The sequence below is a fragment of the thiotrophic endosymbiont of Bathymodiolus puteoserpentis (Logatchev) genome (assembly GCF_900127505.1).
Classification (GTDB): domain Bacteria; phylum Pseudomonadota; class Gammaproteobacteria; order PS1; family Pseudothioglobaceae; genus Thiodubiliella.
Genome location: NZ_UEXF01000027.1, coordinates 91170 through 97572, shown reverse-complemented (window position 1 = coordinate 97572; position 6403 = coordinate 91170). Strand labels below are relative to the sequence as shown.

Annotated in this window: 7 protein-coding genes; 6 read left to right on the top strand and 1 reads right to left on the bottom strand. The window is 40.8% G+C overall.

The annotated features are described in order from the left end of the window. Nucleotides 1–450 (top strand): transposase (locus tag BHECKSOX2_RS04250; protein ID WP_139682054.1); only part of this gene is annotated, 450 nt, incomplete at its 5' end. Nucleotides 451–520: 70 nt separating this feature from the next. On the opposite strand, the gene BHECKSOX2_RS04245 is transcribed toward BHECKSOX2_RS04250, so the two are convergent. Further along, a complete protein-coding gene (locus tag BHECKSOX2_RS04245; RefSeq protein WP_180323651.1) occupies nt 521–1501 on the bottom strand; it encodes a KpsF/GutQ family sugar-phosphate isomerase in 981 nt (326 codons plus the stop codon). 43 nt (nt 1502–1544) lie between these two features. On the opposite strand from BHECKSOX2_RS04245, the gene BHECKSOX2_RS04240 reads away from it, so the two are divergent. From BHECKSOX2_RS04240 to tuf, 5 genes are all read left to right on the top strand, one after another. Then, a complete protein-coding gene (locus BHECKSOX2_RS04240) occupies nt 1545–2021 on the top strand; it encodes a low molecular weight protein-tyrosine-phosphatase (RefSeq protein WP_090715659.1) in 477 nt (158 codons plus the stop codon). 115 nt (nt 2022–2136) lie between these two features. Then, nucleotides 2137–2511 (top strand): 30S ribosomal protein S12, encoded by a 375-nt coding sequence (gene rpsL / locus BHECKSOX2_RS04235; protein ID WP_090715656.1) that lies wholly within the window; start codon nt 2137–2139, stop codon nt 2509–2511. Nucleotides 2512–2539: 28 nt separating this feature from the next. Further along, nucleotides 2540–3007, top strand: a complete 468-nt coding sequence (gene rpsG / locus BHECKSOX2_RS04230; protein WP_010646273.1) for a 30S ribosomal protein S7 — start codon at nt 2540–2542, stop codon at nt 3005–3007. Between the two features lie 18 nt (nt 3008–3025). After that, nucleotides 3026–5128 (top strand): elongation factor G, encoded by a 2103-nt coding sequence (gene fusA / locus BHECKSOX2_RS04225; protein WP_139682597.1) that lies wholly within the window; start codon nt 3026–3028, stop codon nt 5126–5128. A 24-nt stretch (nt 5129–5152) separates the two neighbouring features. Then, nucleotides 5153–6343 (top strand): elongation factor Tu, encoded by a 1191-nt coding sequence (tuf, locus tag BHECKSOX2_RS04220; RefSeq protein ID WP_139682596.1) that lies wholly within the window; start codon nt 5153–5155, stop codon nt 6341–6343. Nucleotides 6344–6403 lie beyond the last annotated feature (60 nt).

Sequence of the window (6403 nt, the reverse complement as noted above, 5' to 3'; positions counted from 1 at the left end):
GCCAGTCATGATAAAAATATTCACGACTCAAAAACCTTAAATGTTGCCATAAGCCATGCTAATAGCAACAGAAACAAACCCATCAAACAAGCGGTATGCGACCGAGGCTATGTTGGTGCAAAGGTAGTGCTCGGTGCAAACATCATTTTGCCTAAAAAAGCCCTTAAGCGAGACAATCGTTATCAACAAGACAAAAAGCGCAAACTGTGTAAAAGACGCGCAGCGATTGAGCCGATTATCGGACATCTTAAATCAGATTTTAGACTCTCTAGAAACCTACTCAAAGGGCAAGTTGGTGATGAGATTAATGTTTTAATGGCTGCCTGTGCTTGGAATTTGAGAAAATGGCTGGTGATAGCCACTATTTTTTTGTTTTGGCAAAAACTGGGCTTATTTTTTGTAAAATACCTAAGGTTTTTTGTGGTGCTGGATAAAAAGCAGTTTTGTTGATTTAGATGGTTGGAAAAATGGGTGGTTTTGGTTTGTTTGGAGTGGTTTTTAAGGGGCGACTAAGTATTTTTTAGATAATTTTTGCTTGCATTAGGGTGTGGGTATTGATAGCACCAACTACCTGATTATTTTCATCAACCACAGGCAGTGAATTCAGATTAAATTCATCCATCATTGCTACCGCTGCTATTGCAGGTTTATCGGCTGAGATGGATTTGTAGTTTTTGGTCATTACTTTGCCGATGGTTAGAGTTTGGATGTTGGAGTGAGTTTCTAGGACGCGGCGTAAGTCACCATCGGTGAAGATGCCTTTTAAGGTATTGTCATCGGTAATGAGTACCATACCTAGGGCTTTTTGGCTCATTACTATTAAGGCATTGAGTAGTTTGGTATCGCTATTTACGATGGGTATATCATTGCCAGTTTTCATAATACTGTTAACAAAAGTTAATAAGCGTCTGCCAAGTGCGCCACTAGGGTGAGAGCGGGCGAAATCATCTGGGCTAAAGCCTTTGTTATTTAGTAAACTGACTGCCAAAGCATCGCCCATGGCTAACGCCACTGTGGTGGATGAAGTTGGTGCTAAATTGTGTGGGCAAGCTTCTTTTTCCACGCCAACATCTAAATGTACATTACTGATCTTTGCAATAGAAGAATCTTTGTTGCCTGTCATGCTGATAATAGTAATACCGAGGCGTTTAATGACTGGGACAAGCGTCATAATTTCATCAGATTCGCCCGAATAAGAAATGCAAATAGCAATATCATTTTGCTCAATCATACCCAAATCACCGTGCCCTGCTTCAGCAGGATGTACTGCAAAAGCGGGTGTACCAGTAGAGGCAAAAGTGGCAGCAATCTTATTACCAATATGTCCTGATTTACCCATACCAATTAAAATAACCTTGCCTGTGCAGTTTTGAATAAGTGTACAAGCATCTACAAAACTTTGGTCAAGTTTCTCGGCTAGCTGAGTAAGGGCTTGTGCTTCGGTAAGAATAACTGACTTGGCAGAATTTAATAAATCATTTGGCATAGAGTAAGTGGGCATATTTAATTGATATAATGGTGAATTTTATCTAAGTTATATTGTAATGAGTAAGGAAAAAACTAAAATTTTATTTGTTTGTATGGGTAATATTTGTCGCTCACCAACTGCCGAAGGTGCTTTTCACTCGCAAATGCAAAAGTACGGCGTGCAAGATTTGTTTGAGATTGATTCAGCAGGAACACACGCCTATCATATTGGCGAGCAACCTGATTCTCGTTCCCAAGTTGCAGCGTATAAATACAATGTGGACTTATCTAGTCAGCGTGCTAGACAAGTGCATGAGTCGGATTTTTATCATTATGATTATATTTTTGCTATGGATGCTAGCAATTTAGTGGATTTACAAGATATTTGCCCATCAGAACATCAACACAAACTCGCTCTAATGCTTGACAACATTCCACAAAATAAGGGTAAAGGTGTGCCTGATCCATATTTTGAAGGGCGTTTTGATGATGTATTTGAGATGCTAAATCGTGCCAGTGGTTTTTTATTGGATAAGTTGGTAAAAAAAACATAAAACTTATTGACTAGAATAATCCAACACAGTATAATCCCGCTCTTTATTGCTCCAAAAAACCGAGAGTGATTAATATTAATGAAAATTATTTAGAGATTTTTGGAGAACAATATTTATGTCAACAGTTAATCAATTAGTGCGTAATCCACGCAAAAAGAAGATAACAAAAAGTGGTGTGCCGGCATTAGACAGCTGCCCACAAAAGCGAGGCGTATGTACTCGTGTCTATACCACAACACCTAAGAAGCCTAACTCGGCGCTAAGAAAAGTTGCCCGTGTTAGATTAACTAACGCTGCCGAAGTAACGACTTATATTGGTGGTGAAGGTCACAACCTACAAGAGCACTCAGTGATTTTGATTCGTGGTGGTCGTGTTAAAGATTTACCTGGTGTTCGTTACCATACCGTTCGTGGTGCATTAGATACTGTTGGTGTTGACGGCAGAATGCAAGGTCGTTCAAAATATGGCACTAAAAAACCAAAGAAATAAACTTATTTAAAACAAGAGAAATAGAACTATGAGAAGAAGATCCGCACCTAAAAGAGAAATCCTACCAGACCCGAAGTTTGGTGATTTAGTATTGGCTAAATTTGTCAACATTTTAATGTTAGATGGCAAAAAATCTGTAGCTGAGAAGATCGTTTATGATGCATTAGACACAATCGAGTCTAAGGGCAATGCCGAGCCAATTGAGACTTTCAAGCAAGCTTTAGATAATATTGGACCAGCAGTTGAGATTAAATCTCGTCGTGTTGGTGGTTCAACCTATCAAGTGCCTGTTGAAGTAAGGTCTGAGCGTAAAATTGCCTTGGCAATGCGTTGGATTATTGAAGCATCACGCAAGCGTGGTGAAAAAGGTATGAAATTAAGATTAGCAGGTGAGGTATTGGACGCAGTTCAAAACCGCGGTACTGCGTTTAAGAAAAAAGAAGATACACATAGAATGGCAGAAGCAAACAAAGCGTTTGCCCACTTCCGCTGGTAAATTTAAGGATTTAAGAAAATGGCAAGAAATCACCCCCTAAGTCGCTATCGTAATGTCGGTGTTATGGCACACATTGATGCTGGCAAGACAACCACCACTGAACGCGTGCTTTTGTACACAGGTCGTACTCACAAAATTGGTGAAGTACATGATGGTGGTGCAACCATGGACTGGATGGAGCAAGAGCAAGAGCGTGGTATTACCATTACTTCTGCAGCAACTACTTGTATGTGGAAAGGTATGGACGAGCAGTTTGAAGAGCACCGTATCAATATTATTGACACCCCAGGACACGTTGACTTTACCATTGAAGTTGAGCGTTCTCTTAAAGTATTAGATGGTGCATTGGCTTTATTTTGTGCAGTTGGCGGTGTAGAGCCTCAGTCTGAGACTGTTTGGCGCCAAGCCAATAAATACAATGTACCGAGAATTGGTTTTGTTAATAAAATGGACAGAGCGGGTGCTGATTTTTTGCGTGTTTGTGAGCAAATTAAAATTCGTCTAGGTGCAAATCCAGTGCCAATGCAAATTGCCATCGGTGCTGAAGAAGACTTTAAAGGTGTGGTTGATTTAATCACCATGAAAGCCATTTATTGGAATGAAGCAGACCAAGGCGCCACTTATGAAACTAAGGATATTCCAGCAGAGTTGCAAGATTTAGCAGATGAGAAGCGTGAATTTATGATTGAGTCTGCAGCCGAAGCCAATGATGAGTTAATGGAAAAATACTTGGAAGAAGGTGAATTGTCAGCTGATGAAATTAAAGAAGGTATTCGCTCTCAATGTATTGGTAATCATATTATTCCAATGTTTTGTGGTTCCGCTTTTAAAAACAAAGGTGTACAAGCAGCATTAGATGCAATCATTATGTACATGCCATCGCCGTTAGATGTGGACGCAATTGAAGGTGTTTTGGATGACAAAGATGAAACCAAAGCACCTAGAAAGGCTGACGATGATGAGCCATTTTCAGCGCTAGCATTTAAGATTGCAACTGACCCATTTGTGGGCACACTGACATTCTTCCGTGTCTATTCTGGCGTGTTAAAGGCAGGTGATTTTGTCTATAATTCGTCCAAGGGCAAGAAAGAGCGTATTGGTCGTATGGTGCAAATGCACTCAAACGAGCGTGACGAAATTAAAGAAGTGCGTGCTGGCGATATTGCGGCAGCGATTGGGCTTAAAGATGTAACCACGGGTGACACACTGTGTGACATGAAAGAGAAAATCGTGCTAGAAAGAATGGAATTCCCTGAGCCAGTTATCGCCTTAGCTGTTGAGCCTAAAACCAAAGTTGATCAGGAAAAAATGGGTATTGCATTAGGTAAACTCGCTGCTGAAGATCCATCATTTCGTGTTTCAAGTGACGAAGAGTCAGGACAAACCATTATTGCAGGTATGGGTGAGCTTCATTTGGATATTATTGTTGACCGTATGCGTCGTGAATTTGATGTTGAATGTAATGTTGGCGCACCACAAGTTGCCTACCGAGAGGCGATTACCACAATGGTTGAACATCAGCATAAATTTGCTAAACAATCGGGTGGTCGTGGTCAATACGGACATGTTTATCTACGCATTGAGCCGCAAGAGCCAGGTGCAGGTTATGAATTTGTTGACGAAATTAAAGGTGGCGTTATTCCTAAGGAATATGTACCTGCGGTTAACAAAGGTATTCAGGAGCAAATGGAAAACGGTGTCCTAGCAGGCTTCCCATTGGTTGATATGAAAGTGACTGTTTATGATGGTTCTTACCATGATGTTGACTCAAATGAAATGGCGTTTAAGATTGCTGCATCTAAGTGTTTGAGCGAAGGCGTTAGAATGGCTAATCCTCAACTACTTGAGCCAATGATGGCGGTTGAAATTGTTACTCCTGAAGAGTATATGGGTGATGTAATGGGCGATTTAAACAGGCGTCGTGGTCTAGTGGGTGCGATGGAAGACCTTCCTAATGGCAAACAGTTAAAAGCAGATGTTCCCTTAGCTGAAATGTTTGGTTATGCAAACGACCTGCGTTCTGCAACTCAAGGTCGTGCAAGCTACTCAATGGAATTCTCAAAGTACACCGCAGCACCGAAAAATGTTGCCGATGATGTCATCGAAAAATTAAACAAATAACACAAAGTATTCAGGAGTAATAATATGTCAAAAGAAAAATTCGAAAGAACCAAACCCCATGTAAATGTAGGCACAATTGGCCATGTTGACCATGGTAAAACAACGCTAACAGCAGCGATAACTAAAGTTATGGCTGAGGCTAACGGTGGTGAGTTCAACGACTATGCAGATATTGATAATGCACCTGAAGAAAGAGAACGCGGTATTACGATTTCAACAGCGCATGTAGAGTACGAGTCAGAGAATCGTCATTACGCTCATGTTGATTGCCCGGGTCATGCTGATTATGTTAAGAATATGATTACAGGTGCTGCGCAGATGGACGGTGCTATTATCGTTATTGCTGCAACGGATGGTCCAATGGCTCAAACGCGTGAGCACATTCTTTTGTCTAAGCAGGTAGGCGTACCTTATATTCTTGTTTACATGAACAAAGCCGATATGGTTGATGATGAAGAGTTAGTAGAATTAGTTGAGATGGAGATTCGTGAATTATTGACTGAGTATGATTTCCCAGGTGATGATACACCAGTTATTTTTGGTTCTGCACTTAAGGCGTTAGAGGGTGACACATCAGAGATTGGTGTACCTTCAATCTTTAAGTTGGTTGAAGCGCTAGATTCGTACATTCCAACCCCTAAACGCGATACAGATAAAACTTTTATTATGCCAATTGAAGATGTGTTCTCAATTTCAGGTCGTGGTACTGTTGTAACGGGTCGTATTGAAGCAGGTGTTGTTAATGTTAATGATGAAATTGAGATTGTTGGTATTAGAGATACGCAAACAACAATCTGTACAGGTGTTGAGATGTTCCGTAAGTTGTTGGATTCTGGTGAGGCTGGCGATAATGTCGGTGTTCTACTTCGCGGCACTAAACGAGAAGATGTGGAGCGTGGTCAAGTATTGGCTAAGCCTGGTTCTATTAAACCACATGCAAAGTTTGAGGCTGAGATTTATGTGTTAAGTAAGGATGAAGGTGGAAGACACACTCCATTCTTTAATAACTACCGTCCACAGTTCTACTTCAGAACAACGGATGTAACCGGTGCTTGTCAGTTGCCAAAAGATGTGGAGATGGTAATGCCAGGCGATAATGTCAAGATGGAAGTAGAGTTGTTGTCGCCAATCGCAATGGAAGATGGTTTGAGATTTGCTATTAGAGAAGGTGGACGCACGGTTGGTGCGGGCGTTGTCTCGAAAGTAACTGACTAAGACATTGGTTTTTAGCATTTATAACGGATGACAGATTAAGAAATAGAAAAAGTAAGTGGC

Coding starts and splice junctions, on each gene's coding strand:
- BHECKSOX2_RS04245 (WP_180323651.1), bottom strand. CDS start 1,501: ATGCCCACTTACTCTATGCCAAATGATTTATTAAATTCTGCCAAGTCA.
- rpsL (WP_090715656.1), top strand. CDS start 2,137: ATGTCAACAGTTAATCAATTAGTGCGTAATCCACGCAAAAAGAAGATA.
- tuf (WP_139682596.1), top strand. CDS start 5,153: ATGTCAAAAGAAAAATTCGAAAGAACCAAACCCCATGTAAATGTAGGC.
- BHECKSOX2_RS04240 (WP_090715659.1), top strand. CDS start 1,545: ATGAGTAAGGAAAAAACTAAAATTTTATTTGTTTGTATGGGTAATATT.
- rpsG (WP_010646273.1), top strand. CDS start 2,540: ATGAGAAGAAGATCCGCACCTAAAAGAGAAATCCTACCAGACCCGAAG.
- fusA (WP_139682597.1), top strand. CDS start 3,026: ATGGCAAGAAATCACCCCCTAAGTCGCTATCGTAATGTCGGTGTTATG.